General features: G+C 66.4%; 23 protein-coding genes. 5 read left to right on the top strand and 18 right to left on the bottom strand.

Features of this window, described 5'->3' with window-relative positions:
• Window positions 1–151: 151 nt before the first annotated feature.
• Genes ilvA through ACFQ4G_RS03405 form a run of 4 tightly spaced genes read right to left on the bottom strand, consistent with a single transcriptional unit; the run spans window position 152 to window position 4,274 of the window.
• Window positions 152–1,987, bottom strand: coding sequence for a threonine ammonia-lyase, biosynthetic (ilvA, locus tag ACFQ4G_RS03420; protein ID WP_379039698.1), 1,836 nt, complete (start codon window positions 1,985–1,987; stop codon window positions 152–154).
• A complete protein-coding gene (locus ACFQ4G_RS03415; protein WP_238203534.1) occupies window positions 1,881–2,228 on the bottom strand; it encodes a diacylglycerol kinase in 348 nt (115 codons plus the stop codon). The genes ilvA and ACFQ4G_RS03415 overlap by 107 nt, the downstream gene beginning before the upstream one ends.
• Window positions 2,229–2,232: 4 nt before the next feature.
• Window positions 2,233–3,282 (bottom strand): AbrB family transcriptional regulator, encoded by a 1,050-nt coding sequence (locus ACFQ4G_RS03410; protein WP_238203535.1) that lies wholly within the window; start codon window positions 3,280–3,282, stop codon window positions 2,233–2,235.
• Between the two features lie 32 nt (window positions 3,283–3,314).
• The gene (locus ACFQ4G_RS03405) at window positions 3,315–4,274 is read right to left on the bottom strand and encodes a LysR substrate-binding domain-containing protein (RefSeq protein ID WP_238203537.1); all 960 of its coding nucleotides are present in this window, start codon (window positions 4,272–4,274) and stop codon (window positions 3,315–3,317) included.
• 149 nt (window positions 4,275–4,423) lie between these two features.
• On the opposite strand from ACFQ4G_RS03405, the gene ACFQ4G_RS03400 reads away from it, so the two are divergent.
• Entirely contained in the window at window positions 4,424–6,013 is a 1,590-nt protein-coding gene (locus tag ACFQ4G_RS03400; protein ID WP_238203539.1) for a catalase, read from the top strand.
• A 74-nt stretch (window positions 6,014–6,087) separates the two neighbouring features.
• Here ACFQ4G_RS03400 and ACFQ4G_RS03395 read toward each other — a convergent pair whose 3' ends face one another.
• From ACFQ4G_RS03395 to miaB, 6 genes are all read right to left on the bottom strand, one after another.
• Complete coding sequence (locus ACFQ4G_RS03395; protein WP_238203541.1) at window positions 6,088–7,272, bottom strand: MFS transporter; 1,185 nt, start codon at window positions 7,270–7,272, stop codon at window positions 6,088–6,090.
• Entirely contained in the window at window positions 7,269–8,960 is a 1,692-nt protein-coding gene (gene lnt, locus ACFQ4G_RS03390; protein WP_238203543.1) for an apolipoprotein N-acyltransferase, read from the bottom strand. Before lnt ends, ACFQ4G_RS03395 begins: the two co-directional genes overlap by 4 nt.
• Before the next feature lie 117 nt (window positions 8,961–9,077).
• Window positions 9,078–10,202 (bottom strand): hemolysin family protein, encoded by a 1,125-nt coding sequence (locus ACFQ4G_RS03385; RefSeq protein WP_238203545.1) that lies wholly within the window; start codon window positions 10,200–10,202, stop codon window positions 9,078–9,080.
• 36 nt (window positions 10,203–10,238) lie between these two features.
• Window positions 10,239–10,742: an rRNA maturation RNase YbeY gene (gene ybeY, locus ACFQ4G_RS03380; RefSeq protein ID WP_379039694.1), complete on the bottom strand. Its 504-nt coding sequence runs from the start codon at window positions 10,740–10,742 to the stop codon at window positions 10,239–10,241.
• Window positions 10,743–10,747: 5 nt separating this feature from the next.
• Window positions 10,748–11,818: a PhoH family protein gene (locus ACFQ4G_RS03375; RefSeq protein WP_238203718.1), complete on the bottom strand. Its 1,071-nt coding sequence runs from the start codon at window positions 11,816–11,818 to the stop codon at window positions 10,748–10,750.
• A 151-nt stretch (window positions 11,819–11,969) separates the two neighbouring features.
• On the bottom strand, window positions 11,970–13,310 hold the full coding sequence (miaB, locus tag ACFQ4G_RS03370) for a tRNA (N6-isopentenyl adenosine(37)-C2)-methylthiotransferase MiaB (protein ID WP_238203547.1): 1,341 nt from the start codon (window positions 13,308–13,310) through the stop codon (window positions 11,970–11,972).
• Between the two features lie 321 nt (window positions 13,311–13,631).
• Here miaB and ACFQ4G_RS03365 point away from each other — a divergent pair, with 321 nt between their 5' ends.
• The gene (locus tag ACFQ4G_RS03365) at window positions 13,632–16,055 is read left to right on the top strand and encodes an MASE4 domain-containing protein (protein WP_238203549.1); all 2,424 of its coding nucleotides are present in this window, start codon (window positions 13,632–13,634) and stop codon (window positions 16,053–16,055) included.
• 6 nt (window positions 16,056–16,061) lie between these two features.
• On the opposite strand, the gene ACFQ4G_RS03360 is transcribed toward ACFQ4G_RS03365, so the two are convergent.
• From ACFQ4G_RS03360 to ACFQ4G_RS03345, 4 genes are all read right to left on the bottom strand, one after another.
• Window positions 16,062–16,934: a lysophospholipid acyltransferase family protein gene (locus tag ACFQ4G_RS03360; protein WP_238203551.1), complete on the bottom strand. Its 873-nt coding sequence runs from the start codon at window positions 16,932–16,934 to the stop codon at window positions 16,062–16,064.
• Between the two features lie 27 nt (window positions 16,935–16,961).
• On the bottom strand, window positions 16,962–17,483 hold the full coding sequence (locus ACFQ4G_RS03355; RefSeq protein ID WP_238203553.1) for a GNAT family N-acetyltransferase: 522 nt from the start codon (window positions 17,481–17,483) through the stop codon (window positions 16,962–16,964).
• Window positions 17,480–18,160, bottom strand: coding sequence for a tRNA (adenosine(37)-N6)-threonylcarbamoyltransferase complex dimerization subunit type 1 TsaB (tsaB, locus tag ACFQ4G_RS03350; protein WP_238203720.1), 681 nt, complete (start codon window positions 18,158–18,160; stop codon window positions 17,480–17,482). The genes ACFQ4G_RS03355 and tsaB overlap by 4 nt, the downstream gene beginning before the upstream one ends.
• A gap of 123 nt (window positions 18,161–18,283) precedes the next feature.
• On the bottom strand, window positions 18,284–18,850 hold the full coding sequence (locus ACFQ4G_RS03345; RefSeq protein ID WP_238203555.1) for a NifU family protein: 567 nt from the start codon (window positions 18,848–18,850) through the stop codon (window positions 18,284–18,286).
• Window positions 18,851–19,128: 278 nt separating this feature from the next.
• Between ACFQ4G_RS03345 and rplS the strand changes: the two genes are divergently transcribed.
• Window positions 19,129–19,584 carry a 50S ribosomal protein L19 gene (rplS, locus tag ACFQ4G_RS03340; protein ID WP_238203722.1) on the top strand — a complete coding sequence of 152 codons (456 nt, stop codon included), beginning with the start codon at window positions 19,129–19,131 and terminating at the stop codon, window positions 19,582–19,584.
• 128 nt (window positions 19,585–19,712) lie between these two features.
• On the opposite strand, the gene ACFQ4G_RS03335 is transcribed toward rplS, so the two are convergent.
• From ACFQ4G_RS03335 to leuD, 3 genes are all read right to left on the bottom strand, one after another.
• The gene (locus ACFQ4G_RS03335) at window positions 19,713–19,967 is read right to left on the bottom strand and encodes a hypothetical protein (RefSeq protein WP_238203557.1); all 255 of its coding nucleotides are present in this window, start codon (window positions 19,965–19,967) and stop codon (window positions 19,713–19,715) included.
• A gap of 278 nt (window positions 19,968–20,245) precedes the next feature.
• The gene (locus ACFQ4G_RS03330; protein ID WP_238203558.1) at window positions 20,246–21,436 is read right to left on the bottom strand and encodes a lytic murein transglycosylase; all 1,191 of its coding nucleotides are present in this window, start codon (window positions 21,434–21,436) and stop codon (window positions 20,246–20,248) included.
• Window positions 21,437–21,516: 80 nt separating this feature from the next.
• Window positions 21,517–22,119: a 3-isopropylmalate dehydratase small subunit gene (gene leuD, locus ACFQ4G_RS03325; RefSeq protein WP_238203560.1), complete on the bottom strand. Its 603-nt coding sequence runs from the start codon at window positions 22,117–22,119 to the stop codon at window positions 21,517–21,519.
• Window positions 22,120–22,403: 284 nt separating this feature from the next.
• On the opposite strand from leuD, the gene ACFQ4G_RS03320 reads away from it, so the two are divergent.
• Window positions 22,404–22,571: a hypothetical protein gene (locus ACFQ4G_RS03320; RefSeq protein WP_238203562.1), complete on the top strand. Its 168-nt coding sequence runs from the start codon at window positions 22,404–22,406 to the stop codon at window positions 22,569–22,571.
• A 15-nt stretch (window positions 22,572–22,586) separates the two neighbouring features.
• Here the strand turns inward: ACFQ4G_RS03320 and ccrA are convergent, their stop codons facing one another.
• Window positions 22,587–23,870: a crotonyl-CoA carboxylase/reductase gene (gene ccrA / locus ACFQ4G_RS03315; protein WP_238203565.1), complete on the bottom strand. Its 1,284-nt coding sequence runs from the start codon at window positions 23,868–23,870 to the stop codon at window positions 22,587–22,589.
• 393 nt (window positions 23,871–24,263) lie between these two features.
• Between ccrA and ACFQ4G_RS03310 the strand changes: the two genes are divergently transcribed.
• The gene (locus ACFQ4G_RS03310; RefSeq protein WP_238203566.1) at window positions 24,264–26,327 is read left to right on the top strand and encodes a protein meaA; all 2,064 of its coding nucleotides are present in this window, start codon (window positions 24,264–24,266) and stop codon (window positions 26,325–26,327) included.
• The last annotated feature ends 93 nt before the right edge of the window (window positions 26,328–26,420 follow it).

The following is a 26,420-nucleotide window of genomic DNA, read 5'->3' as shown; positions in this document are numbered from 1 at the left end:
TCGAGGTGAAGGCAGGCAGTAAACCGATTGCGCATTGAGGAAGTGTTCCCGACGCGCAGCGTTTTCCAAAAAATCCCGTCGTATTATGTCATTCGCGCAATCGGTTTCGTGCAGCGCGGGAAAGACGCCGAGCGCTATCACCGCCGGTCTACTATCTGTCACCCGCTTGGGTGGACACGAGGTCGATCGACGAAGACGCATCGTCGGTGCCTAGGCCATTATCCAGGAACAACTGGTAGGCGAGGTTTTCGGATTCATCTACGTAAGGATAGCCCAGAGCTTCCATCGCCGCGTCGAAGCGCGAGCGCTCCTCGGCGGGCACGCTGATCCCGGCGAGCACGCGACCGTAATCGGCGCCGTGATTGCGGTAGTGGAACAAGGTGATGTTGAACCCGTCCGCCAGGCCGTCGAGGAACCGCATGAGGGCGCCCGGCCGCTCCGGAAACTGGAAGCGGTAGATGCGCTCGTCGGAGAGGCCGGTCGAACGGCCGCCGACCATGTAGCGAACATGCACCTTGGCCATCTCGTTGTCGCTGAGATCGACCACCCTGTAACCATCGGCACGCAGGCCGGCGATGAGGGCGCGCTTCTCCGGGATGCCGCCGGGCAGGTTGATGCCGACGAAGATCTGTGCCTCGGCCGAGCGGGCATAGCGATAGTTGAATTCGGTGATCGCGCGCGGACCGAGATGGCGGATGAAGGCGCGATAGGCGCCCGCCTTCTCCGGAATGGTCACGCCGAGAAGCGCCTCGCGCTGCTCGCCGATCTCGGCGCGCTCGGCGATATGGCGCAGGCGGTCGAAGTTGAGGTTGGCGCCCGACGAGATCGCCACCAGCGTCCCCGCCGAGCCACCTTCACGGGCGGCGTAAGCCTTTGCGCCGGCCAGCGCCAGCGCGCCGGAGGGTTCGGAGACCGCACGGGTATCGTCGAAGATGTCCTTGACCGCGGCGCACATGGCGTCGGTATCGACGGTGATGACCTCGTCGAGATGCTCGCGGCAGAGGCGGAAGGTCTCCTCGCCGGCCTGACGCACGGCGACACCGTCGGCGAAGAGACCGACCGTGGCCAGGGTCACGCGCTCATTGGCTGCAAGAGCGGCAGCCATGCAGGCGGCATCGTCCGGCTCCACACCGATGACCTTGGTCTCGGGTCGCAGGTACTTCACGAAGGTGGCGATGCCGGCAGCGAGCCCGCCGCCGCCGATCGGCACGAAGATCGCCTCGATCGGCCCGGAATGCTGGGTCAGAATCTCCATGCCGATCGTGCCCTGCCCGGCGATCACGTCGGGATCGTCGAACGGGTGGAGGAAGGTCAGCCCCTGCTCGGCCTCCAGTTGACGGGCATGGAGGAGGGCCTCGTCGAACGTGTCGCCGAACAGGACCACTTCGGCCCCGCGTGCGCGGCAGGCATCGACCTTGATGGCCGGCGTGGTGCGCGGCATCACGATGACCGCGCGCACGGTGAGACGAGCGGCGGCCAGAGCCACGCCCTGGGCATGATTTCCCGCCGAGGCGCAGACGACCCCGCGGGCCAGCACTTCGGACGAGAGACCCGACATCTTGTTGTAGGCGCCGCGCAGCTTGAACGAGAAGACCGGCTGCAGATCCTCGCGCTTGAGCAGGACCGGGCGGCCCAGGCGCGCCGACATGCGCGGCATGGGATCGAGCGGGCTCTCGATCGCAACGTCGTAGACGCGGGCGGTGAGGATCTTGCGGATGTAGTCGGTCAAGGAGTCGCGTGCTCCGTAAGAAGTCTGGATCGTGGTCTGATTGGCCTCGGGATACGCCTGCCGGGACGAAGAAGCGAGGGTCGATGCTGTAGCAGGGGGCGGACCTCGATAGCTCCGCGGGTGACCCGGAGACGGCGGTGAGCCCCCGCCTTCAAAAGAACCTGTCGATGATGCCAGCGAGCCAGACCAGGGCCGCCAGCGCCTGCGCCATGAACGCTCCGGCAGAGGCGAGATCCTTGACGATCCCGATCCTGGCATGACGACCCGGATGGAGATGGTCGCACAGCTTCTCGATCGCGGTGTTCAGGAACTCGGCCGCCAGCATCAGGAGCAGGCTCGCCAGCAGCGCGACCCGCACCCAAAGCGTTGTACCCAGGAACCAGGAGGCCGGGATTCCAACGACGAGCAGCACGAGTTCGAGGCGCAGCGCCCGCTCCGTCCGGACTCCGTGGACGAGGCCGCTCCAGGAATTGAGGAAGGCGAGATAGAGGGCGTGCATGGCCTCAGCGATCTGCGGGCACGCCGCGGGCGATCCATTTGGCCAGAAACGGACCGGTGATCAAGACAACAAACAGCCGAAGCGTCTGCACCGCAAGGACAAACGACACGTCGGCTTTCGAGCCGACCGCGATGATCGCCACGGAATCGAGCCCGCCGGGGCTGGTGGCGAGAAAGGCGGTCAGGAAGTCCACCGGCAGGAGGAAGGTCAGGCCGAACGCCCAGCCGCCGCACATGAGGATGACGGCCAAGGTGGCTATCAGAATGCCCGGAAGGGCGGCCATCGTCTCGCGTACCGTCTGTGCGGTGAAGCGCAGGCCGACATACCAGCCGATGCAGGCATAGGCGAGGTCGAGGACAAGGTCGGGCATCGCCATCGACACGATCCCCGTCGCGTGGAGTACCGCGCCGAGGATCATCGGTCCGACGAGCGCGCTCGCCGGGAGCCGCATCAGACGTGCGAGGAAGAAGCCGGCACCGGCCACCGCCAGGGTCGCGAGAACGGGAAGGAACTCTGTATCCGGGAGTGCCGCCCCCTTCGCCGGGTTTGCCGTGTCGGTGAGGATACGGGCGACGATCGAGGCGGACAGAACGACCGCGGCGACACGGACATATTGCATGAAGGCGACGAGGCGAGGATCGGCGCCGTATTCTTCCGCCATGGCCGTCATGGCGGCGGCTCCTCCCGGAGACGAGCCCCAGGCCGCGGTGCTGCCGGGTAGGATGCGGAGTCGCGTGAGAGCCCAGCCGACCAGCGCACCCGCCATCACGGTGACGAGGACGACCGCGAGGATCAGCAATCCGTCGTCGAGGAGCGTGCCCACGATATCGGCGGTGACCGATTTGGCGACGAGGCAACCGATGATGGTCTGTGCCGCCTGGAAGCCGGGCTTGGCGAGGGACAGGTTCGCCCCGCCGACGCCGAAGGCGATGGCCACGAGCATCGGGCCGAGGAGGAGCGCCGCCGGGAAACGCGCCAGCGTGAGGCTGTAGGCGAAGGCGGCCGACGCGGCGACGAGCGCCGTCCAGAGGCCGAGGGAGCGCGGACTGAGCACGGAGGAAACCGGTCTTCGGAAGGAAGCCGGCGCTACACCGGATCGGCGACGCTGTCACGATTCGCCCCGGCATCGTCGCGAAACGCCGCGGTCCCAGCGGGGGCATGGGCCCGAAAGAAGCTTGCGAGATGGGACAGGCCGGCGGCGCGCGGATCGCTTGAGCGCCATGCCAGCGCGATGGTCCGACCGGGGCCGTCGACGTCGAAGGTGCGCGTCACCGTCAGGCCGCTGGCATCGGCGCCGGGCGGGACGGCGAGGGCGGGAAGAAGCGTGTAACCCGCGCCCGCGGCCACCATCGAGCGGAGCGTCTCGAGACTGGTGGCGTGGCGGCCTGCCGCAGAACCGGCGCCGCATGCAGCCACGGCCTGATCGCGGAGGCAATTGCCCTCGTCGAGGAGAAGCAGATCCGGCCCCGCAATGTCCGTCGCCCTCAGGGCGCCCCCCTGGGCGAGGGCGTGATCAGCGGGACAGGCCAGCAGGAACGGCTCGATGAACAGGGGCGATACGGTGAGACCGGAGGTCGGTACCGGCAGGGAGATCAGCGCCGCATCGATCCGGCCGTCGCGAAGGCCTTCCAGAATCTCGGCGGTCCTGGCCTCGGTCAAGGCGAGGGACAGGATGGGAAATTCCTGGCGCAGCGTCCGCAGGACCAGGGGAAACAGATACGGCCCCAAGGTCTGGATCGCAGCCAGGACCAGACGCCCTGTGAGCGGCGCGCCGCGCCCCTCGCTGGCCAGGGCCAGAAGGCGCTGCGCTTCCGCGAGCACGGCGCGCGCCTGACGGATGACGCTCTGCCCCGCCGGCGTCAGCATCACCCGCCGGTTACCGCGCTCGAACAGCACGAGACCCAATGCCTCTTCGAGCTTGCGCACTTGAACGCTCAGAGTCGGCTGCGTGACGTTGCAGCGCTCTGCCGCCCGCCCGAAATGATTCTCGTCGGCCACGGCGACCGCATATTCCAGATCCCTGAGGGACAGACCGGATACGTTCATAGGCTCTGTCTATCGCAACCTTTGCGACGATGCATTAGCCAAACGTGCCGGCCCGGTTCATAAGGATGTCTCAGAACGATTCCATGGTCGTCGCAGCGGCACCGCGAGCGACATCCGGATCGTCCCGGAGTTTCAGGAGAGAGTCACGCATGAGCGATCAACGCCCGATACTCACGACCCGCCAGGGCCATCCGGTTCGCGACAACCAGAGCACGCGGACGGTCGGGGAGCGGGGACCTGCGACGCTCGAGAATTACCAGTTCATCGAGAAGATCACGCATTTCGATCGTGAACGCATTCCCGAGCGCGTCGTCCATGCCCGTGGCGCCGGCGCCCACGGCTATTTCGAGGCCTACGGCAAGATCGGCAACGAGCCGGCTTCCAAATACACCCGCGCCCGCGTGCTCAACGAGACCGGCGTGAAGACGCCCATGTTCGTGCGCTTCTCCACCGTGGCCGGTGCCAAGGAGAGCCCCGAGACCGAGCGCGATCCGCGCGGCTTCGCGGTCAAGTTCAAGACCGTCGACGGCAACTGGGATCTGGTGGGGAACAACCTCAAGGTCTTCTTCATCCGCGACGCGATCAAGTTCCCCGACATGATCCACGCGTTCAAGCCGGATCCGGTGACGAACCGCCAGGAGGCGTGGCGCTTCTTCGACTTCGTGGCCCAGCACCCCGAAGCGATCCACATGGTCACGCACCTGAAGTCGCCCTGGGGAATCCCCGCGAATTATCGCGAGATGGAAGGCTCGGGCGTCAACACCTACAAGCTGGTCAACGATCAGGGCGAGGCGGTGCTGTGCAAGTTCCATTGGGAGCCCAAGCAGGGAATCCGCAACCTGACCTCGGCGCAGGCCTCCGAGATCCAGGCGAAGGATGTGGGCCACGCCACACGCGACCTCTACGACAACATCACCGCCGGCAACTTCCCCGAGTGGGAATTCTGCGTGCAGATCATGCCCGACGGCCCGAACGATCACCTGTCGTTCGATCCCCTCGACGATACCAAGCTGTGGCCGGTCGAAGATTTCCCGCTGCTGCCGGTCGGCCGCATGGTCCTCGATCGCGTGCCCGACAACTTCTTCGCGGAAGTCGAGCAGTCGGCCTTCGGCACGGGCGTGCTCGTGGACGGCATCGACTTCTCTGACGACAAGATGCTCCAGGGCCGGACGCTGTCCTACTCGGACACGCAGCGCTACCGTGTCGGCGCCAATTACCTGCAATTGCCGATCAACGCGCCGCAGCCCGGCGTGAAGGTCTATTCGAACCAGCGCGATGGCCAGATGACTTACGGCGTCGACGGTACGGGCAAGAACCGGCACATCAACTACGAGCCCTCGACCCTCGGCGAAGGCCTGGCCGAAGCTCCCAAGCCCGCCAAGGACTACCACCAGCCGGTCCAGGGCCAACTCGGCCGCTACCAGACTTCGCGCACCGAGGACGATTACACCCAGGCCGGCGTGCGTTACCGCTCGTTCCAGGATTGGGAGCGCGACGATCTGATCGCCAATCTCGTGGGCGACATGAAGCAGTGCCCTGAGCCGATCCAGTTGCGGATGGTCTGGCATTTCTGGCACGCCGACGAGGATTACGGCCGCCGTGTCGCCGAGGGCGCGGGGATCGATCTGGAGAAGGCCAAGGCGCTCCCGCCGCTTCCGGGCCGTGCGGCCCCGGGCAAGCGCCTGCAGTCGGAGACCTATACCGACGGCAGCCACGCCCACCGCGTCGCCGCCGAGTAAGGCAGCGTCGCTTTCGCGTGCATCACATCCCCTCCGCGATCGTCGTGATCGCGGAGGGGTTTTTTATGCGATCATCAGGCGGTGAGGGAGGTGCCGACCTTGCGGTCTCGGCCCGCGCCGAGGGCGAAGACGCCCGATGCCAGAGCGATGGCGCAGAACAAGCCGGCGGAGACACTCCAGCCGCCGAAGACATCATGGGCGAAACCGAAGCCCAGCGGGCCCAAAGCGGCGATGGAGTAGCCCACCGCCTGCGACATGGCCGAAAGGCCGGCGGCGCTCGTCACGTCGCGCGACCTCAGCACGACGATGGTGAGTGCCAGACCGAACAATCCCCCAAGGCCCAATCCGAGGCCGATGCCGAGCGGGAGAACGAGGCCGACCGGACCATGGACCAGGGCGAGGAAACTCGCTGCGGCGAGCGCGAGCAGGGCAATCGCGATGCCACGTTGGTCGCTCAGACGCGCAGCGAAGGCGGGGACGAGGAGAGCGCTCGGTGCTTGTCCGATGCTCATGACCGATGCGACGAACCCGGCCTCCACCGCCGATAGGCCGCGGCTCTGCAGGACCACCGGAAGCCAGCCGAACGTGATATAGGCGAGCGACGATTGCAGGCCCATGAAGCCCGTCACCTGCCAGGCGAGCGGATCGCGCCAGAGCGAGCTGCGGCGCGGAGGCGGCGGTCCGTTTTCCTGTTTGGGGACGAGGGCGATCCAGGCGAGAGCCGCGACTACGGCCGGTACGGCCCAGGACGCCAGGGCCCAGGTCCATCCGCTCAGAGCATCGGCGAGCGGTACGGCAGCGCCGGCTCCTGTGGCGGCGCCGAGACACAGCACCATGGTGTAGAGGCCGGTCATCAATCCGGCATTCTCGGAAAAATCGCGCTTCACCAGCCCCGGCAGCATGACGCCGGCGAGGCCGATCCCTCCGGCGGCGATGCAGGCGCCGGCAAAGAGGGGAGGAAGCCCGCCGAGGCCCCTGAGGCCCGAGCCGAAGGCGATGATCAGGATGGCGATCAGCACGCCTCTTTCGGCTCCGGTCCGGCGTACGATGACCGGGCCGAGCACGCAGGCGAGACCGAGGCAGAGGACCGGCAGGGTCGTCAGGAAGGCGGCGCCCGAAGCGGTAAGGCCGGTATCCTTGCGGATCGCTTCGAGAAGGGGGCCGACCGTGGTGAGCGCCGGGCGCATGTTGAACGCGACCAGCATCATCCCGAGCCCCACCAGGACGGGACGGGCGATCTTCGATGAACTATCGGTCACGCGATGCGGCGCCTTGCAATGAGAGCGACGAGCCCGATTCCGGCGAGCATCGCCGCGAAGGGCAGGTCGCCGAACCCGGCATAGAGGGTGCGGCCGGGAAGTCGGACGGGGAGATCGGCATCGAGGATGCCCTCCACGCCGACGGGCAGGCTGGCGGTGATGCGCCCATACGGATCGACCACCGCCGAGATGCCGGTATTGGCGTCGCGAACCAGGGGAAGCCCCTCCTCGACGGCTCTCAACCGGGCCTGGGCGAAGTGCTGGCGCGGCCCCGGCGTGTCGCCGAACCAGGCGTCGTTGGTGAGGTTCAGGATCAGCCCCGGCACGGGGGGCGGCCCGCCGGATACGCGTCCCGGCAAGATTTCGCCGGGAAAGATCGCCTCGTAGCAGATCGTGGCGGCGACGGGCGGCAGCCCCTTCACGTCGAGGAGGCGTTGTCCCGAGCGGGCGCCGGATGTGAACCCACCCGGAATCGAGACAAACTGGCGGAGCCCGACCGCTCTCAGGACGGCGTCGAGAGGGCCCGGTAGATATTCGCCGAAGGGCACGAGATGGACCTTGTCATAGATGTCGCCGAGCTTGGGACCGGCGGAGATCGTCAGGATGGAGTTGAAGAAGCGCGGGCGCTCGTTCGGTAGCGGCTCCTCGGCCCTGGCGGCTCCCGTGATGAGCTGGCGCCCCGCAGGAAAGGCCGCGGCGATGCGGGCGAGAGAGGTCGGATCGCGCTGGATCAGGAAAGGGAAAGCCGATTCCGGCCAGATCACGTGGGTGACGTCGGCGATGCCGGTGCGGTTCGGAGCGGCGGCGCGATCACTGAGCGAGATGTACCAGTCGATGATGTCCGCCCGATTCTCGGGGCGGAACTTGGCATCCTGGTTGAGGTTCGGCTGGACCAGCCGCAGACGCACCCCCGCCACGGTCGCTGTCGGTGCTGCCGGCAGTCGAGCAGAACCGAAGAGAGCCAAGGCCGCGACTGCAAGGCAAGCCGCCAAGGACGGTCCGTAGCGGCCGCGCACCGTCTCGCCGGTAGCGAGCGTGGCGGGCGCCGAGGCGATCAGGATCGCGAGGAGGGTCAGGCCATAGAGCCCGATCACCGAGGCGGATTGCATGAGCCAGAGGTTCTGGCCGAGGGCCATGCCGAGCGTGTTCCAGGGAAACCCGGTGAAGAGATGGCCTCGCAGCCACTCGCACGCGGATAGGCCGAAGGCGAAGGCAGCGATGCGCGCCGGTCCCCGCGACCACAGCAGGCGCGCAAGGGCAAAACCCGCCGCGTAGAACAGGGCCAAAACGGCGGGAAGGCCGATGACGCCGAGCGGCAATGCCCACAGGAATTCATCCGCTTCCACGAGGAAGGCGGAGCCGAGCCACCACAGCCCGGCGGTGAGGTAGCCAAATCCCCAGGCCCAACCGATGACGGCGGAGGCGAGGATGGCACCGCGAATTTTGCTCCGTCCCGTCGCCGCCCCGTCGATCAGCCAGATCGCGATGCTCAGCGACAGGATCAGGGCGGGCAGGGCACCGAAAGGCGGCATCGCCAGGGCGCCGACCGCGCCGGCCAGGAAGGCGATGAGGACGCGTCGCCAGCCGGAGGTGAGGATCACCCATTGGGCGAAGTGGGCGAGCGGACCTGTCGCGCCTCCGCGCACGGGCGCGACGTGCGAATCGGCGCCGTCGAAGGCGTGGCTCATGGGCTGACCATTTCGGCTGCAGCATCAGCCCGGCAAGTGGATACCACCATCCGGGAGAAGCTGATCTTGGGCAGAATTCCGGAACAAGCGGCCGAACGAGACATCCGGCCCGTTGCTTTAGGAGGCTTCGGCGACCGGTCCGCTGCTCGGCGGCGGCAGGGCCAGCGGAATCAGCGGAGCGATCTTCATCGGACCGCGATGCAGCCTCAGCCGTTTCACCCGGCGCGGATCGGCATCGAGCACCTCGAATTCGAGATCGCCCGGCCCGGTGATCAGTTCGCCGCGAGAGGGCACGCGTCCGGCGAGCGTCACGATGAGGCCGCCGATCGTGTCGATCTCCTCGGCCATCTCGCCCACCGCCGCCACGAGATCGACTCCGCTCGCCTCGGAGACCTCTGCAAGGCCGGCCCGGGCATCGGCGACGAAGACGTCGGCGTCACCTTCCACGCGCTGGACGAGGCGCCCCTCGGCGACGTCGTGCTCGTCCTCGATGTCGCCGACCACCATCTCGATCAGATCCTCGATGGAGATCAGTCCATCGGTCCCGCCGTATTCGTCGATGACGAGGGCCATGTGGGTCCGCGTCGCCTGCATCCGCACCAGAAGATCGATCGCAGGCATGGAGGGCGGCACGAACAGGACCGGCCGCTGGATGCGGGTCGAAGCCAGGGTCGCCGAAAGGTCGACATTGCCGAGGTTGAGCGCCTTCAGGGCACGGGTGCCCCGCCGCGGACGCGGCGGAACGACGGCCACGACGTCACCGGACGTGTCGGGAAGTGCGGTGACGGCGGCGGCGCTCGGACGCCGCGTGGTCGCCTCCGCCTTGGCGGCGATATGGTCGACGAAGTCGCGGATATGGACCATGCCGCGCGGATCGTCGAGGGTGTCGCCGTAGACCGGCAGCCGCGAATGGCCGGCGGTGCGGAACAGCTTGAGCAGATCGCCGAGGCTCGTCTCCATGGAGACGGCGACGATGTCGGCCCGCGGGATCATCACGTCGTCGACGCGCACCTTGTGCAGCCCGAGGACGTTCTTGAGCATCGCCCGCTCCAGGGGCGAGAACGCGTTCTCGCCTGAATCGGGCTCGGCCAGCGCATCCTCGATATCGTCGCGCAACGAATCGCGCGGCCGGAGATGGAAGGCGTGCAGCAGGCGGTCGTACCAGGGCTCGCGCGCCTGCGCCTCACCGTCACTGCTACTGGGCGCAGCCTGAGCCGCGCCGCGACTTCGATCGTTCGTCATGTCTCTCTGGTCTGGGAATGCGGGCGGGATCGCCCATCAGTCGGCATAGGGGTCGGGGATACCGAGGCCGCGCAGGGCTTCGGTCTCCAGGGCCTCCATGGCGTTCGCCTCCGCGTCGCCGGTCTCGTGGTCCTGGCCGAGAAGATGAAGGGTGCCATGGACGAGAAGGTGCGCAAGGTGATCGTGAAGCGGTTTCGACTGCTCGGCACTTTCGCGCAGCATCGTGTCATACGCAAGAACGACGTCACCGAGAGGCACCGCGATCCCGGCATGGGCGGGTTGCGGCGGTGCGGGGAAGGACAGAACGTTGGTCGGCTTGTCCTTGCCGCGCCAGGTGCGGTTAAGTTCCTGGACCACATCGTCCGACGTCAGCAGTACGCTCACCTCGACGGGATGGGTCGGCGCATCGGGGGCGACGACGATTCCCGCCTCTACTGCCCGGGTCACGAAGGCTTCGAGGTCGGGAACCACGGAATCCCAACGCGGATCCTCCACGGCGACATCGATTTCCGAACGGGGCAAGGGGGTGGTGGACGGCATCGGCATCAGGCCGGGGGCCGGCGGCGGGATGGTGATGAGCGGTCGGAATCGCCCTCGCCATGGGCAGCGGATTCGTAAGCGGTCACGATGCGTCGGACGAGATCGTGGCGCACCACGTCGACGTCGCGGAAGGTGACGCGGCCGATGCCCTCGACGCCGTCGAGGATGTTCACCGCCTCCACGAGACCGGATCTCTGGCCGGGCGGCAAGTCGACTTGGCTCGGGTCGCCGGTGATGATCATCCGCGAATTTTCGCCGAGCCGGGTGAGGAACATCTTCATCTGCATCGAGGTCGTGTTCTGCGCCTCGTCGAGGAGCACCACGGCGTTGGTGAGGGTTCGTCCGCGCATGAAGGCCAGCGGCGCGATCTCGATGACGCCGGTCTGGAGACTGCGGTCCACATGGCGTGCTTCCATGAAGTCGTAGAGCGCGTCGTAGATCGGCCGCAGATAGGGATCGACCTTCTCGCGCATGTCGCCCGGCAGGAAGCCGAGCCGTTCGCCGGCTTCCACCGCGGGGCGCGACAGGATCAGCCGTTCGACGTGCCCCTGCTCGAGCAGGGACACGGCGTAGCCCACCGCGAGCCAGGTCTTGCCGGTGCCGGCCGGACCCTCGGCGAAGACCAGTTCATGGTTGCGCAGGAGCTTGATGTATTTGTCCTGCGCGGCGTTGCGTGCACGGACGGCGCCGCGCTTGCGCGTTGCGATCTGGTCGAAATGCGGCCGGTCCGGCTCCGCGCTCACTTCGGCGGAGGGGAAGAGATTGCCTTGCAGCGTCGTTTCCTGGATCGCGCCGTCCACGTCGCCGAGGGTCAGGGCGGTGCCGCTCGCCTTCACTCGGGCATAGAGCCGCTCGAACACTTTGCGCGCCTTCTCGGCAGAGTCCGGTGGTCCCTTCACCACGAGGTGGTTGCCCAGGGCGGTGGCGGTGACGGCGAGGCGCCGCTCGATATGCGCGACGTTCTGGTCGTATTGGCCGAAGACGAGGCTCGCGAGGCGGTTGTCGTCGAAGGTCAGCGAGACGTCCACACTCTCCACGATTTCTCCGACGCGCGCTGCAGGTCCGCGTCCGCGCAACGGAGCACCTCGTCCAGTCAGACCGTCAGATACCGGCACGCCGAAGCTCCTTGATTGGGGGTGTGGCTCGTCCGAGGAAAAGACCCGATCCGGCAAGGCGCACTTGCCGAGCCGACGAGGACGGGAGGGCGATCTCGTACCAATCGCTTGCTCAAGCGGCCGCCGCCTCGTCGGCGACGGCTTTGCCGAACAGGCTGTTCGAACCGGCCCGGACCACGCGCACGGGCACGATGGTGCCGATGGCGGAGGCCGGGGCGTCGAATTGGACGGGCAGGAGATGCGGCGTCTTGCCGGCTACCTGTCCTGCATGGCGCCCGGCTTTCTCCACCAGCACCTCGACGACCTGCCCCACGGCAGATGCGTTGAACGCATGGCGCTGCTCATCGAGCAGTGCCTGGAGTGCGGCGAGACGCTCGGCCTTCGCCGTCTCCGGCACGGCATCCTCGCGCTCGGCGGCCGGCGTGCCGGGACGCGGGCTGTACTTGAACGAGTAGGCGGAGGCGAAGCCGATCTCGGCCACGAGCCGCATGGTCTCCTCGAACTCCGCGTCGGTCTCACCTGGGAACCCGACGATGAAGTCGGAGGAGAGGGCAATGTCGGGCCGCACCTGCCTGACCCGCTCGATGAGCCGGCGGTAATCGTCGCCCGTATGCTTGCGATTCATTGCCTGGAGCACGCGGGTCGAGCCGGACTGAACCGGCAGGTGCAGGTAGGGCATCAGCGCGGCGATGTCGCCATGCGCCCTGATCAGGTCGTCTTCCATGTCGTTGGGATGGCTGGTGGTGTAGCGCAGGCGAAGAAGACCGGGGATCGCCTGAAGAATACGCAGCACCGTGGGGAGCGTCGCCGGCGAACCATCGACGTCGACGCCGTGATAGGCGTTGACGTTCTGCCCGATGAGGGTGAGTTCGCGGGCGCCGCCACGGACGAGTTTCCGAGCCTCATCCAGGATCGCGGCGACGGACCGGGAGACCTCGGCACCACGCGTGTAGGGAACCACGCAAAAGGCACAGAACTTGTCGCAGCCCTCCTGCACCGTCAGGAACGACGATACGGCGGCCGTCCGGCGGACGGGGAGATGATCGAACTTGTCCTCGACCGGAAATTCCGTGTCGACCACACGCGACGTGCCCGAACGAGCGAGAAGATCGGGCAGCCGGTGGTAGTTCTGCGGGCCGACCACGACGTCGACGGCGGGGGCACGCGACAGGATTTCCTTGCCCTCGGCTTGAGCGACGCAGCCTGCCACCACGATCCGGGTGTCCAGGCCGGCTTCCGCCCGAGCCGTCTTCAGCACACGCAGACGGCCGAGTTCGGAATAGACCTTGTCGGCGGCCTTCTCGCGGATGTGGCAGGTGTTGAGGATGACGACATCCGCCTCCTCGACGCTGTCGGTGGCGGCATAGCCCTGACTGCCGAGCAGGTCCGACATGCGGCCGGCATCGTAGGCGTTCATCTGGCAGCCGTAGGATTTGACGAAGGCTTTCTTCAACGAACCTGTTCCAGCACCTTGAATTCTCGGGCGTCTCGCGCATCCGGCCCAGGCTGATGCCACGGGGCTGGCGGACGACGCTCGTCTCGCGTGGTGCTAGCACGTTTCGCCCCGTCCGTCGCTTCCCGAGAACGGTCGAAGACAGAGGCCGGATACCGCTCGACCGACATAGAGCGCGTAACGGTGTCCCGCGAGCTACGCGTGAGCTTCTGAAGCGGTTCTTCCAGCCATCGAGTAATGCTTTCCAATAGGCAGGAAGCCTTTTAAGTAATTTTTCCCTGACGACCACGACGGAGAAGTCAGAACGTTTCGACGCGGAGCATGATCGACGTGACGCCGGATCGAAGCCTGGAGACTCTCGCCTCCGCCCCCGCGACATCCTTTCAACGGATGCTCGCCGTCTGCGTCGCCAGCGCCTTTGCCGCGACGACCCTGGCGCTCCTGCCCATCGCCGCTTCACCGACCGTACCGATGCCGGGCTTCGTCCCGAGCTACCAATCGGCCCTCGTCACGGTCTATGCGGTCACGACGTTCCTGCTGTTCACGCAATACCGGCGGACGCGTTCGGTGCCGCTGCTCCTGCTCGCGGCCGGGAGCCTCTACACCACCCTCATCGTCTTCGTTCAGCTGCTCTCGTTTCCCAACCTGTTCGCGGCGGGCCGGATGCTCGGCACAGGGCCCGACACGACGACCTGGCTATGGACGTTCTGGCATATCGGGCCGCCGCTCTTCGCCCTGCCTTATGCCCTGGCGGAGGGACGACACCGGTATCGCCAAGTGCCCCTGTCCCGCGTTGATGCGGCGGCGCGGTGGACGATGCTCGCCATCCTTCTCCTCGTCGGCCTCGTCACAATGCTGGTGCACCGCTACGTGTCCTGGTTGCCCAAGAGCGTCGAAGGTGACGATTACACGTTGCTGAGCACCACCGGGATCGGCCCTGGCGTGCTGGCCCTGACGCTGATCGCGCTCGGCACCCTGTGCTGGACCACGCGACTGAGAACGGTGCTCCAGCTCTGGCTGGCCGTCTCGCTCCTGCTTCTGGTCTTCGACAGCTTGATCACCATGGCGGGTGCGGCGCGAGGCAGCATCGGCTGGTTCGCCGGCCGGATGGAGGCTCTGGCGGCCGGGATCATCGTCCTCGGGGTCTATCTGCGCGAGGTCGACTTCCTCTACGGGCGGGCCGAGCGGACGGCCGACGAGCGTGAGCGCCAGCGCGCGGAGCTGCAACGCGCGCGGGACAACCTCGCCATCGCCCTCGAAGCCGCGGATATGGGCGATTGGTCGCTCGACCTCGCCACTGACACGTCCCGCCGCACGCTGCGCCATGACCGGATCTTCGGCCATGACAGCTTCCAGCCGCGCTGGGGATTGGCGGAATTGCGTGGCCAAGTGTTGTCCGACGACGTGGCGATCCTCGACTCCGCCATCGAATCGGCGGCGTCGCAGGGAAGCTTCGAAGCGGAGTTCCGCATCAGGCGGGCCGGAGACGGCGCGATCCGCTGGATCGCCCTGCGCGGCAAGGCCTATCTCAACGCGGCGGGGGAAGCGCAATCTCTCGCCGGCATCGTCATGGACACGACCGAGCGGCACGAGGCGCAGGAACGGGTCGTCCAGAGCCAGAAGATGGAGGCGATCGGGCAGCTCACCGGCGGTGTGGCGCACGACTTCAACAATCTCCTCACCATCATCGTCGGCAATCTCGACATGATGCTGCGCCGTTCGAGTGACCCGCAGAGGGTGGAACGGCTCGCCCAATCGGCGATGGTCGCTGCCCGCCGCGGCGCGGAGGTCACCGAGAAGCTCCTCGCCTATTCACGACGTCAGGTCCTGCGGCCGGAAACGGTGAACCCCAACCGCCTCCTCCTGGATTTCCGCACGCTTCTCCATCGCGCGGTCGGCGAGACGGTCACGGTCGGTTTCGACCTCGACGCCTCCCTCGATCCGGTCCACCTCGATCCCGGACAGTTCGAGAGCGCGATCCTCAACCTCGCCGTCAACGCTCGCGATGCGATGCCGGCGGGAGGCACCCTCACCATCAAGACGGGCAACGCCGAGATCGGCGCCGACAGACATCGAGGCCTGCATTCCCTCGCTCCCGGTGCCTATGTCCGGATCACGGTGACGGATAGCGGCACCGGTATGGACAAGGCGACGGCGGCGCGGGCGTTCGAACCCTTCTTCACCACCAAGGACGTCGGCAAGGGTACCGGTCTCGGCCTCAGTCAGGTCTACGGTTTCGCTCAGCAGGCCGGGGGCATCGTGCATCTGTCGAGCGAAGTCGGCCGGGGCAGTGTCATCGATATCTACCTGCCACGCTCGGCCAAGCGGGCGGTGGAGCGGCCCACCGATCAGATCATGCCGCTGCGCCGCGCGGTGGAGGGCGAAGTCGTCCTCGTCGTCGAAGACGAGCCGGCCGTGCTCGACATGGCGGTCGATAGCCTCACCGACCTCGGCTACCGAACGGTGACGGCCTGTCATGCCGCCGCCGCGCTGGACCGTCTCGAAAGCGAGGAGCGGATCGACATCCTGTTCTCGGACGTGGTCATGCCGGGCGGCATGAACGGCGTTCAACTTGCCGTGGAGGCGCGCCGACGGCGACCGGCCCTGCGAGTCCTGCTGACGTCCGGTTATACCTGCAACGCCTTGGGAGAGCACGGCGTGCCGGCGGATCAGCCGCTCCTCAGCAAGCCTTACCTGCGCCAGGATCTGGCGGAGAAGCTGCGCCTGGTGATGGGCCGCGCCTGACGGATTTCAGGCGGCGATGTCCGAGGAAGGAAGGGCGTCCGTCGCGGGAGATGAATCCGGCCGCACGACCGTCTCGTCCTCCCATCGTCCCGTCACCGATCTCTGCATGGCCTTGCGCACAGATCTCTCGGCCATGGCGGTGGCGCGCTTGCGGTCGGTGCCGGCTTCGAAGGCGATGGGGTCACCCCAGACCACGTGGACGTCGATCGGTCCCTCTCTGAGGAACACGGCCAGATGCGGCGCGAGTTCCATGTCGCCGTACCAGGCGATACCCGGCCGTTCCGACCGGATCAGGGGCAGGCCGTTGCGGCGGGGATAGGTGATGGCCAGCGGCTGGAGCCGGACGCGGTCGCGCGTGCCGCCCTCGGCATCGATGGCGGCGCGGGCTGCCCCCACGAGAGAGGAGCGGAACGGCATCAGCCGCGTTCCGTCGCCGGTCGTACCCTCGGCGAAGAGGACGATGAGGTCGCCGTCGGTGAGCCGGCTCGCAACCGTGGCATTGACACTGGCGGTGGCGGCGCGGCGCGCCCGGTCGATGAACACGGTGCGCTGGAGCCGGGCCAGGGTTCCGACGACCGGCCAACCCGAAATCTCCGATTTCGCGACGAAGGAGAGCGGCCGCAGCGACCCGAGCACCAGGATATCGAGCCAGGAGATGTGGTTGGAGAGGACGAGGGCCGGCTCTCCCAGGGCGGGCGGCGTGCCGCTCTGCGTCACCCTCACCGAGAAGAGCGCCAGGAAGACCCGATGGAAATAGGTCGGCGCGTGTGCGGCGATCCGCCCACGCCCGAATCTCAGGCTGAGGAGATGCGGCACCACCAGCACGCCGAAGGCGACGACGCAGATCAACAGACGGATGGCGGTGCCGAGACGGGTCATCGTCGGCAGGCAATCAGGAATCGTGGATCACGACAGGGTCGCCGTCATGGTGAAGGCCGTGGCGCGGCTACCGTCGGCGCGGGCGTAGTACCCCGTCCGCTCGCCGACCTGCTTGAACCCGTGCCGGGCATAGAGCTTCAGGGCTGCGGCATTGCCCTCGTCGACTTCGAGATGGACGCTGCGCACCCCGCTCACGCTGAGATGTCCGAGATGGTCGCGCACGAGCTTATGGCTCAAACCGGCTCCGCGTGCCGAGGGCGCCAGGACGACCGTCAGGATCTCGGCCTCGTCGGCGACACGGCGCGAAAGGATGAATCCCTGGATCGCTCCCGCACGCCACAGGGCATGGGCTTCGGTCGACCGTTCACACAGCATCCGCTCGAATTCATGCGCATCCCACGGCCGGGCGAAGGCGGTCGCGTGCAGGCGGGCGAGGGCGGACGCGGCGGACGAATCCCGCAGCAGCGACACATAGGGCTCGCCACCCCAGGTGTCCCACCAGGTCAGCCACCAATCGAGGGCCCAGAACGGAGAAATGGGACGCATCATCGGCGGGCCAGCCTCGCATGATCCTGGGGAGAGGCGTCGGGTCCGCGCAGATAGAGCGGGCGCGCCAAGGCTTGTGCAGGGTCGGCGAGCAGGCCGAGGGAGGCGATCCAGGCGATCTGCGGCGGACCGGCATCGTGGATCGTCGCTGCGATGCCGCGGGCTTTCAGCAGGCTGGATAGAGCGGGCGCGCCGGAACCGACGAGGGTGATGGTGTCACGTCCGACGAGGTCGGCCGCCTCTTCGAGCCTCACGAGGCTGGGGGGCACGACGATGCCCTCGGCCATGTTCATGGCCTGGAAATAGACCGAACCGTGCCGGGCATCGATTGCGGCCGCGATCAGGCCGTCACCATTGGTGGCGAGCAACGGCGCCAGGAGGGCGGAGAGAGTGGTGACGCCGACCACCGGAACCCCGGTGGCGAGGCCCACCGCGCGGGCCGCCGACAGGCCGACGCGCAGGCCGGTATAGCTTCCGGGGCCGACGGTGACCGCGACCCGGTCGAGGCTCTCGAACCCGCCATCCACTCGCGCCATCACGCGTTCGAGCATGGGGAGCAGCGCCTCGGCATGGCCTCGTGCCAGCGTCATGGATTCTTCGGCGAGGAGATCGTCGGAGAGATCCGTCGCGATGCAGACGGAGCAGGCGTCGAGCGCCGTGTCGATGGCCAGAATACGCAACGTCACTCCAGATCGGGATGCCCGCCGGGCTCTTGAGTTTACGACGAAAAAAGCCGCCCCGTCAGCGCGGGGCGGCCTCGGAAGCGACGAAGGATGCGAGGTGTTGCGCGCTTGCGACTGACCTCAGACCGCCTGGACCTCGCGCACTTCGGGGAGGAAGTGCTTGAAGAGGTTCTGCACGCCGTGCCGGAGGGTGGCCGTGGAGGAGGGGCAACCGGAACAGGCGCCCTTCATCTCCAGGTAGACCACGCCTTCCTTGTAACCGCGGAAGGTGATGTCGCCGCCATCGCTCGCCACAGCCGGGCGCACGCGGGTCTCGAGCAGATCCTTGATGGTGACCACGGTGTCGTGGTCGGCCTCGTCATAGAACTCTTCCGCATCGTCGCCGCCGGCCACGACGCCCTCGGCGAGGACGGGCGCGCCGGACTGGAAATGCTCCATGATCGCACCGAGGATCGCGGGCTTCACCTGCGGCCAGCCGTGCTCGTTCTCGATCTTGGTCACCGAGATGAAGTCGTGGCCGAAGTAGACGCCGGCGACGCCGGGCACGTCGAACAGACGCTGGGCGAGGGGCGAGCGGGCGGCGGCGTCCGCATCGCGGGCCTCGAAGGTCGATTCGGGCAGGACGACGCGGCCCGGCAGGAACTTGAGGGTGGCGGGATTGGGTGTGGCTTCTGTCTGGATGAACATGGCTCTGACGTATCCTCGTCCGCTGCGCCGGTTCAAGGCCGGCCGGGAAGGGCGCAGGGAACGGCCCGCGCCTCCCTTCCATGTGGACCGTGCGCGGGATTTTCTCAACCGCCGCGCCTATGACGGCTTACCGGCCTGAGTGCTTTCGAAGGCCGAGGATGTCGACAAGCGCCGGCGCTTCCTGTATGGCCCGCGGCAACTCAAAACAGGATGCCGAAATCCTGACGCACGCCGTCCCCTCCTGGGACCGGTGGGCGCGCACCGGCAGGAATTTGACCATGAACATCATCCAGCAGCTCGAGCAGGAGCAGATCGCTGCGCTCGGCAAGACGATTCCCGACTTCCAGCCCGGCGACACGGTGACCGTGAACGTGAAGGTGAAGGAAGGCGAGCGTACCCGCGTGCAGGCCTATGAAGGCGTGTGCATCGCGCGCTCCGGTGGCGGCCTCAACGAGAGCTTCACCGTCCGCAAGATTTCCTACGGCGAAGGCGTCGAGCGCGTCTTCCCGGTCTATTCGCCGATGATCGATTCGATCGCCGTCGTGCGGCGCGGCAAGGTCCGTCGCGCCAAGCTGTACTACCTGCGCGATCGTCGCGGTAAGTCGGCCCGTATCGTCGAGCGCGCCGACCGCCCGGCCGAGAAGGCTGCCAAGGCCGATGCCTCGAAGGCGAACAAGGACGCCCGCAAGGCCGAGAAGGCCGCCAAGTCCGCTGCGAAGACTTCAGCCGAGTAGGATTTCGGCACAACACTTCCAGAGTTGCGAAAGGCCGGGCATTGCCCGGCCTTTTTCGTTGGGGGATGGACGCCACGCTGGCATCCATCCGGGCTGCGCCCGTCCCGATCAATCCTAGGCAGACGCGCTCACGAGGACGGATTGGCCGGCACCAGAATCATCTCCATCCGCCCGCCACGGGGGAAGGGGATCATCTTCATCTCCTGCTTCGGCGCGGGTCGCAGAATCTGTGACGGCTCGTAGCGTCGGTCGATCCCATACGTGGCGTCGATATCCTGATGACGCTGTTGAACCCCACGCTTTCCGGGTGCCTGAGCAAGGGCTGTGGACGAGGCGGTCGCAAGAATGAGCACGGCAGCAATTGCACAATTTTTAAACAGCATGATCTTCCTTAGCGCTTGTTTCAGCTACGTAAGGATAGACGGCCGCCGCAACGTGCCTATTCCAGCATCTTTCTGCCTACTTCATAGACAGCGTGCGACCGCGCACGCGGCGGCGAGCCGTAGGGCCGGAGACGGCAGACCGTACGTTCTCGGAGAAACTCGACTGCTGTGCCGGAGCTTTGGAGAGCCAATGCGAAGCCCCGACGACAGATCTCACTACAATCCGGAACAAGGATGAAAGGACAGGATCGGACGGAGCCCGCTCGTCCCGCCACCTGTCACCCCCGGCGCAACGCCTCCAGCACCTTCGCGCCGGGCCGTCCCGTCTGCGGCATGCCGAGGCTGCGTTCGACTTCCTTGATCGCGTCGCGGGTCTTGGAGCCGACCTTGCCGTCCGGCTCGCCGACGTCGTAACCGCGGGCGGTCAGGCGGGTCTGGAGATCGCGGCGCTCAGCACGCGACAGCGGCGGGTCATCGGTCGGCCATTCCGCCTGGATACCGGCGCGGCCGCGCAGGCGGTCCGAGAGCACGGCGATGGCGAGCCCGTAGGATTCGGCGGCGTTGTAGGAATAGAGCGCGTCGAAGTTCCTGGTCACGAGGAAAGCCGGACCGTTGATACCGGCGGGAAGCAGGATTCCGGCGGGTCCCTCGCCGGAGAGCGGACGCCCGTCGATCCGGGTCACCCCCATGGAGGCCCAATGCGCCACGGCGTGCTTGTTCTTGCGACCGGCGGCGCCGGCATTGAAGCCTTTGGGAACGCGGACTTCGTAGCCCCAGGGCTGACCGTTCGCCCACTTGGCCACGCGCAGGAAATTGGCGGTGGAGGCGACGGCGTCAGGCACCGAATCGACGAGGTCGCGGCGACCGTCGCCGTCACCGTCGACGGCGAGGCGCTGGTAGGTGGTGGGCATGAACTGGGTCTGGCCGAAGGCGCCGGCCCAGGACCCCATCAGGCGCGAGGGATCGATGTCGCCGCGCTCGATGATCTTGAGGGTCGCCATCAGCTCGCCCTTGAAGAAGGCGGCGCGGCGATGGTTCGAGCAGATCAGGGTCGCGAAGGACTGGACCAGCGGCATCTTGCCGAGGTTCTTGCCGAAATTCGATTCGACACCCCAGACGGCAGCGATCGTGTAGCGGTCGACGCCATAGCGCGCCTCGGCATTGGCGAGCGCCTGCGCGTGCTGCTTCATCGCCGCCTTGCCGTCGTCGACGCGCTCCTCGTCCACCAGGGCCGCCATGTAATCCCAGATCGGCGTCTTGAACTCGGGCTGGGCCTGGGACAGCTCGATGACCTTGTCGTCGAAGACGATGCCGTTGGTGGCGGCGCGGAAGGTCTGCGCCGACACGCCCTGCGCCGCCGCCTCGGCCTGGAGCGAGGCGAGGCAGGAGCGGAAATCGGCCTGGGCCGGCCCGGCCGCCGCAGCGCCCGCGAGACAGAGAAGGGCGGTCAGCTTCGCGCGCGACGTCATGGGCGGTCTCCCGGGCGGTTTCAGCGATTCCCAACCTTTAAGGCGCGCCCATGGTAAACGAACCGTGATGATGCCGGTGCTCAGGCAAATCCGCGCGCGGCCAGCTTCTCTTCGTAAGCGTCGATCTTCGACGCCCGCATGAGGGTCAGGCCGATCTCGTCGAGGCCGTTGAGCAGGCTTTCCTTGCGGCCCGCATCGACGTCGAAATGCAGGGTGCCTCCGTCCGGGCCCTTGATGGTCTGGCTTTCCAGATCGATCGTCAGGGTCGCGTTGGATCCGCGCTCGGCATCCTCGAACAGCTTCTCCAAATCCTCCGGCGAGACGACGATGGCGAGGATGCCGTTCTTGGCGCAGTTGTTGAAGAAGATGTCGGCGAAGCTCGTTGAAATCACGCAGCGGATGCCGAAATCGGTGAGGGCCCAGGGTGCATGTTCGCGCGACGAACCGCAGCCGAAATTATCGCCGGCCACCAGTACCTTGGCGTTGCGATAGGCGGGCTTGTTGAGGATGAAATCCGGGTTTTCCGAGCCGTCGTCGTTGTAGCGCATCTCGGAGAACAGGCCCTTGCCGAGGCCGGTGCGCTTGATCGTCTTGAGATATTGTTTCGGGATGATCCGATCGGTGTCGACATTGGTGATGCGCATCGGCGCGGCAACGCCGGTGAGGGTGGTGAACTTGTCCATGATGCTTCGCCGTTCGTCCTAGCGCTGAATCTCATTCTGAGGTGCCGAAGCGAAGCGGCGGCCTCGCAGGGGTCCTCCAGTTCGCTCCGTGAGGTCTGGAGGGCTCCTTCGAGGCCCGCGGACACGGGCACCTCGGAATGAGGTTCGGGGATGGGCAGACCTGGTCTCGTCGGTCCTCGATTGTCGACACGATATCTACCATCGCCGACGATTGGCGGTAACCCTGTCTCGCCGCAGTCGTCGAAGCCCCGTATGGTGGTCTCGACGAACTCCGGGACGACGCGATGACCGACACGACCAATCAGTTCAAGAAGGCGCCCAAGCGCAAAAAGGAAAAGGCCCGGAGCGTTTCCGTGTCACCGGAAATGCGCCAGGCCTATGCCGACTTGATCAAGCAGCGCGAAGAACGCGAGGAATACGCCCAGCATCTGCCCGCCGAGGGCAAGCGCTGAGGCGCATCGATCGATTCAGCGCTTCAGAGGACCGGCTTCGATCACGTCTTCCACCGTCCGCAGGCCGGCCCGCGGTGCATTGACGAGGCAGGCCATGTTGCCCGGAGCGTGCTGGTTCTTCCACATCTTGGTGTGCGCCTGAGGGATTTTCTCCCAGGGAAAGACCTCGCTCATGCAGGGGTCGATGCGCCGGTCGAGGACGAACTGGTTGGCGGCCGAGGCCTGCTTTAGGTGCGCGAAGTGCGAGCCCTGGATGCGCTTCTGGCGCATCCAGACGTATCGGGCGTCGAAGGTGATGTTGAAGCCGGTGGTGCCGGCGCAGAACACGATCATACCGCCACGCTTGGCGACCAGCGTCGAGACCGGGAAGGTCGATTCGCCCGGATGCTCGAACACGATGTCGACGTCGTTGCCCTTGCCGGTGATGTCCCAGATCGCCTTGCCGAACTTCCGGGCCTCCTTGAGCCAGGTATTGTATTCGGGGCTGTTCACCTTCGGCAGCTGGCCCCAGCAATCGAAGTCCTTGCGGTTGATGACGCCCTTGGCGCCGAGGCTCATCACGTATTCGCGCTTCGAGTCGTCGGAGATCACCGCGATGGCATTGGCGCCGGAGGCTGCGCAGAGCTGCACCGCGAACACGCCGAGGCCACCGGACGCACCCCAGACGAGGACGTTCTGGCCCGGACGCACGGTGTGCGGGGCGTGGCCGAACAGCATGCGGTAGGCGGTGGCGAGGGTGAGCGTGTAGCAGGCCGCCTCTTCCCAGGTGAGGTGCTTGGGGCGGTGCATGAGCTGGCGCGACTGAACCCGGCAATACTGCGCGAAGGAGCCGTCGCCGGTTTCGTAGCCCCAGATGCGCTGCGAGGGCGAGAACATCGGATCGCCGCCGTTGCACTCCTCGTCGTCGCCGTCGTCCCGGTTGCAGTGGACGATGACCTCGTCGCCGACCTTCCAGCGCTTCACCTTGGCGCCGACCTTCCAGACGATGCCGGAGGCGTCCGAACCCGCGATGTGGTACTCGCCCTTGTGCACGTCGAAGGGCGAGATCGGCTCGCCGAGGCCGGCCCACACGCCGTTGTAGTTGACGCCCGCGGCCATGACGTAGACCAGCACCTCGTCGTCGCCGATCTCCCACACGGGAAGCACTTCGAGCAGATGCGACTGCTCCGGCGGTCCGTGGCGCTCGCGCCGGATCGCCCAGGCATACATCTTCGCAGGAACGTGACCGAGAGGCGGGATTTCGCCCATCTCGTACAGGTCCTTGACTTCGGTCGTGTTCAACGTCGCACTCGCCGCCATCTTGGGTCTCCCAATCTTGTTCTGAGCGACCCTATATCGGCGAACCTGAACCGCTCCAAGGCCCCCAAAAAGGCCATGCTCATCCTTCGTCACCGGGAAATCGGACAAATCATCGCCAAGACTGCCGTATTCATTATTACGGATGCCGAGCCTAGCCTCTGATCGGGCCGGATCTCCAATAGCGTCAAGAGCTTACGGATACGTTCCCGAGATTTCGACGCTCGCACGTCTTCAATTCGGTTGAGGATCTCGTCTAGAATTTTTCCAGCCATTCGTCAGTGTAGGGCCGTTCCCTCGACCTTGGACCAGATGACGTGTGCTCACGGCTTGGTTAGGGTGCCGCGCAATACGCGCGGGTCAGCGCGGCACATCTCAACGAGCGGAGTCAGTGGAATGAGCGCGAATGCGACCGTCGCCGAGGTCAAGCGCGATAAGCCCTGGATCATCCGGACCTATGCCGGGCATTCCAACGCCAAGGAGTCGAACGCTCTCTACCGGGGCAACCTCGCCAAGGGCCAGACCGGTCTTTCGGTGGCCTTCGATCTGCCGACCCAGACCGGCTACGATCCGGACCACGAACTGGCCCGCGGCGAGGTCGGCAAGGTCGGTGTCTCGATCGCGCATCTCGGCGACATGCGGGCGCTGTTCGACCAGATCCCGCTCTCGCAGATGAACACCTCGATGACGATCAACGCCACGGCGCCGTGGCTGCTGTCGCTCTATCTCGCAGTGGCCGAGGAGCAGGGCGTTCCATTCGCCGGCCTCCAGGGCACCACGCAGAACGACATCATCAAGGAATACCTCTCGCGCGGCACCTATGTTTTCCCGCCAGCGCCGTCGCTTCGCCTGACCAAGGACGTGATCCTGTTCACGACCAAGGAAGTGCCGAAGTGGAACCCGATGAACGTCTGTTCCTACCACCTGCAGGAAGCCGGCGCGACGCCGGTTCAGGAGCTGTCCTACGCGCTGGCCATCGCCATCGCGGTACTCGACACGGTGAGGGACGATCCCGATTTCGACGAGGCGAGCTTCGCCGACGTGTTCAGCCGCATCTCGTTCTTCGTGAATGCCGGCATGCGGTTCGTCACCGAGATCTGCAAGATGCGGGCGTTCTCGGAGCTCTGGGACGAGATCGCCCAGGAGCGCTACGGCATCACAGACCCGAAGAAGCGCATCTTCCGCTACGGCGTGCAGGTCAACAGCCTCGGACTGACCGAACAGCAGCCCGAGAACAACGTCCACCGCATCCTCATCGAGATGCTGGCGGTGACGCTGTCGAAGCGGGCGCGCGCCCGCGCCGTGCAGTTGCCGGCCTGGAACGAGGCGCTCGGCCTGCCGCGGCCATGGGACCAGCAATGGTCCATGCGGATGCAGCAGATTCTCGCCTTCGAGACAGACCTTCTCGAATACGACGACATCTTCGACGGTTCCAAGGTCATCGACGCCAAGGTCGAGTCCCTGAAGGAGGAGACCCGCGCCGCTCTCAAGGAGATCGGCGGCATCGGCGGTGCCGTGGCCGCCGTCGAGACCGGCGCCCTCAAGCGCGCCCTCGTCGAATCCAATGCCAAGCGCATCTCGGCCATCGAGGCTGGCGATCAGGTCGTGGTCGGCGTCAACAAATTCCAGGCCGGGGAGCCATCGCCGCTCACGGCGGGAGAGGGTGCCATCTTCACGGTCTCCGAGACCGTCGAGATGGAAGCGGAGCAGCGTATCCGCGACTGGCGCTCGAAGCGCGACGGCAAGGCCGTGGAGAAGGCCCTCGACGAGCTCGAAGCCGCGGCACGCTCGGGCGCCAACATCATGCCGGTCTCGATCGCGGCGGCGAAGGCCGGCGTCACCACCGGCGAGTGGGGTACGCGCCTGCGCCAGGTCTTCGGCGAGTACCGCGCGCCCACCGGCGTCAGCCTCGAGACGATCTCGTCGGGGGCGGCCGAGGACGCCAAGCTCCTCATCGCCGATCTCGGGGAGCGGCTGGGCGAGACCCCCAAGCTCGTCGTCGGCAAGCCGGGTCTCGACGGCCATTCCAACGGCGCCGAGCAGATCGCACTGCGCGCCCGTGATGTCGGCTTCGACGTGACCTATGACGGCATCCGCCAGACCCCGGCCGAGATCGTGGCGAAAGCCAAGGAGACCGGCGCCCACGTGGTTGGCCTGTCGATCCTGTCGGGCAGCCACGTTCCCCTGGTGCGCGACGTCAAGGCGAAAATGCGTGAGGCGGGCCTCGACCACGTGCCCCTCGTCGTCGGCGGCATCATCTCGCCGGAGGACGAACTGGTGCTCAAGAACATGGGCGTGACTGCGGTCTACACGCCCAAGGACTACATCCTCGACACGATCATGGTCGGCATCGCCAAGGTGGTCGGCCGCGCCCTCGACAAGCGTGCGGCGGAGAAGGCGGACGCAGCGGCCGGCATTGCGGGATCGTCGGTACGCGCAGATGGCGAGAAAGTGTTCTGAACTCGAAAAGGCCGTCGTCGAATTGGCGCGACCGACATCCGTGTGAAGCCTCTCCCCGCCCGTGCGGGGAGAGGATGTGCGTGACGCTGCGGT

Source organism: Methylobacterium marchantiae, from assembly GCF_042679825.1.
Lineage (GTDB): Bacteria > Pseudomonadota > Alphaproteobacteria > Rhizobiales > Beijerinckiaceae > Methylobacterium > Methylobacterium marchantiae.
Note: the sequence above shows the minus strand (reverse complement) of the source record. Positions and strands in the feature narration are given on the sequence as shown.

Bases quoted from the DNA above. Each gene is read 5' to 3' on its own strand.
- ACFQ4G_RS03320 (WP_238203562.1), top strand. From the start codon at position 22,404: ATGACCGACACGACCAATCAGTTCAAGAAGGCGCCCAAGCGCAAAAAG.
- ccrA (WP_238203565.1), bottom strand. From the start codon at position 23,870: ATGGCGGCGAGTGCGACGTTGAACACGACCGAAGTCAAGGACCTGTAC.
- ACFQ4G_RS03345 (WP_238203555.1), bottom strand. From the start codon at position 18,850: ATGTTCATCCAGACAGAAGCCACACCCAATCCCGCCACCCTCAAGTTC.
- ACFQ4G_RS03405 (WP_238203537.1), bottom strand. From the start codon at position 4,274: ATGAACGTATCCGGTCTGTCCCTCAGGGATCTGGAATATGCGGTCGCC.
- leuD (WP_238203560.1), bottom strand. From the start codon at position 22,119: ATGGACAAGTTCACCACCCTCACCGGCGTTGCCGCGCCGATGCGCATC.
- lnt (WP_238203543.1), bottom strand. From the start codon at position 8,960: ATGAGCCACGCCTTCGACGGCGCCGATTCGCACGTCGCGCCCGTGCGC.
- ACFQ4G_RS03330 (WP_238203558.1), bottom strand. From the start codon at position 21,436: ATGACGTCGCGCGCGAAGCTGACCGCCCTTCTCTGTCTCGCGGGCGCT.
- ACFQ4G_RS03415 (WP_238203534.1), bottom strand. From the start codon at position 2,228: ATGCACGCCCTCTATCTCGCCTTCCTCAATTCCTGGAGCGGCCTCGTC.
- ilvA (WP_379039698.1), bottom strand. From the start codon at position 1,987: ATGCCAGGATCGGGATCGTCAAGGATCTCGCCTCTGCCGGAGCGTTCA.
- ACFQ4G_RS03310 (WP_238203566.1), top strand. From the start codon at position 24,264: ATGAGCGCGAATGCGACCGTCGCCGAGGTCAAGCGCGATAAGCCCTGG.
- ybeY (WP_379039694.1), bottom strand. From the start codon at position 10,742: ATGCCGTCCACCACCCCCTTGCCCCGTTCGGAAATCGATGTCGCCGTG.
- ACFQ4G_RS03355 (WP_238203553.1), bottom strand. From the start codon at position 17,483: ATGATGCGTCCCATTTCTCCGTTCTGGGCCCTCGATTGGTGGCTGACC.
- ACFQ4G_RS03360 (WP_238203551.1), bottom strand. From the start codon at position 16,934: ATGACCCGTCTCGGCACCGCCATCCGTCTGTTGATCTGCGTCGTCGCC.
- ACFQ4G_RS03365 (WP_238203549.1), top strand. From the start codon at position 13,632: ATGATCGACGTGACGCCGGATCGAAGCCTGGAGACTCTCGCCTCCGCC.
- ACFQ4G_RS03385 (WP_238203545.1), bottom strand. From the start codon at position 10,202: ATGACGAACGATCGAAGTCGCGGCGCGGCTCAGGCTGCGCCCAGTAGC.
- rplS (WP_238203722.1), top strand. From the start codon at position 19,129: ATGAACATCATCCAGCAGCTCGAGCAGGAGCAGATCGCTGCGCTCGGC.
- ACFQ4G_RS03400 (WP_238203539.1), top strand. From the start codon at position 4,424: ATGAGCGATCAACGCCCGATACTCACGACCCGCCAGGGCCATCCGGTT.
- ACFQ4G_RS03335 (WP_238203557.1), bottom strand. From the start codon at position 19,967: ATGCTGTTTAAAAATTGTGCAATTGCTGCCGTGCTCATTCTTGCGACC.